This is a genomic window from Streptomyces capoamus (assembly GCF_014654935.1).
Lineage (GTDB): Bacteria > Actinomycetota > Actinomycetes > Streptomycetales > Streptomycetaceae > Streptomyces > Streptomyces capoamus.
The window spans coordinates 10,105-11,391 of the sequence record NZ_BNBF01000007.1 but is presented as its reverse complement, the minus strand read 5'-3'; the positions used below and the strand labels follow the sequence as shown (position 1 = coordinate 11,391).

The following is a 1,287-nucleotide window of genomic DNA, read 5'->3' as shown; positions in this document are numbered from 1 at the left end:
GCGGTCCGCGATGTGCCGGACGAGGGACAGGTCGTGCGCGATGAAGACGTACGACAGGTCGAACTCCGCCTGGAGCCGGTCCAGCAGGTTGATCACCTGCGCCTGCACCGAGACGTCCAGCGCCGACACCGGTTCGTCGGCGACGATGACCTCGGGGCGCAGGGCCAGCCCCCGGGCGATGCCGATCCGCTGGCGCTGGCCGCCGGAGAACTGGTGCGGATAGCGGTTGACGTACTCCGGGTCGAGACCGACCACGTCCAGCAGCTCCCGCACCCGGCGGCGGCGGTCCCCCTTGGGGGCGGCCTCGGGATGGATGTCGTACGGCTCCCCGACGATGTCACCCACCGTCATGCGCGGGTTGAGCGAGGTGTAGGGGTCCTGGAAGACCATCTGGATGTTCCGGCGTACGGCCTTGAGGGCCTTGCCGGAGAGCCGGGTGATGTCCTCCCCCTTGAACCAGATGGTGCCGGCGGTCGGGCGCTCCAGGCTGCACAGCAGTTTCGCGACCGTCGACTTGCCGCAGCCCGACTCCCCGACGACCCCGAGGGTCTCGCCCCTGCCGAGGGTGAAGTCGACGCCGTCGACGGCCTTCACCGCGCCGACCTGCCTCCTGAAGAGGACGCCCCGGGTGAGCGGGTAGTGCTTGACGAGGCCGCTGACCTCCAGGATCGGCTCAGCCATCCAGGCACTCCCGCCAGAAGTGGCAGGCGCTGCGCCGGCTGCCGGACACCGCGTGGAGCGGCGGCTCGTCGGTGCGGCACACGTCCCGGGCCAGCGGGCAGCGCGGGTGGAAGGAGCAGCCCGACGGGATCCGCGTGAGGTTCGGTGGCAGGCCCTTGATGGCGTACAGCTGCTGCCCCTTCTGGTCCAGGCGCGGGACGGAGTCGAGCAGGCCCCGGGTGTAGGGGTGGGCAGGTGCCTTGTAGAGGTCGTGGACGGGCGCGGACTCGACGATCCTCCCGGCGTACATCACGGCGATGCGGTCGGCCACGTCCGCGACCACCCCGAGGTCGTGGGTGATCAGGATGAGCCCCATGCGGTACTCGCGCCGCAACTCGGCGAGCAGGTCCATCACCTGGGCCTGGACCGTGACGTCGAGGGCGGTGGTGGGCTCGTCGGCGATGATGAGCGCCGGTTCCAGGGCCAGCGCCATGGCGATCATGATGCGCTGGCGCATACCGCCGGAGAACTGGTGGGGGTAATCCCGCACCCGCTGGGCGGCGCCCGGGATCCGCACCCGGTCCATCAGCTCGACGGCCCTGGCCCGCGCGTCCCTCCTCGACATGC

Annotated in this window: 2 protein-coding genes; both read right to left on the bottom strand. The window is 70.8% G+C overall.

Features of this window, described 5'->3' with window-relative positions; genetic code table 11:
* Positions 1 to 681, bottom strand: a 681-nt coding sequence (locus IE312_RS39815) for an ABC transporter ATP-binding protein (protein ID WP_229899644.1), incomplete at its 3' end; no start/stop codon positions are given.
* The coding region (locus IE312_RS39810; RefSeq protein ID WP_229899642.1) for an ABC transporter ATP-binding protein at positions 674 to 1,287 on the bottom strand (614 nt) is incomplete at its 5' end. The genes IE312_RS39810 and IE312_RS39815, both read right to left, overlap by 8 nt.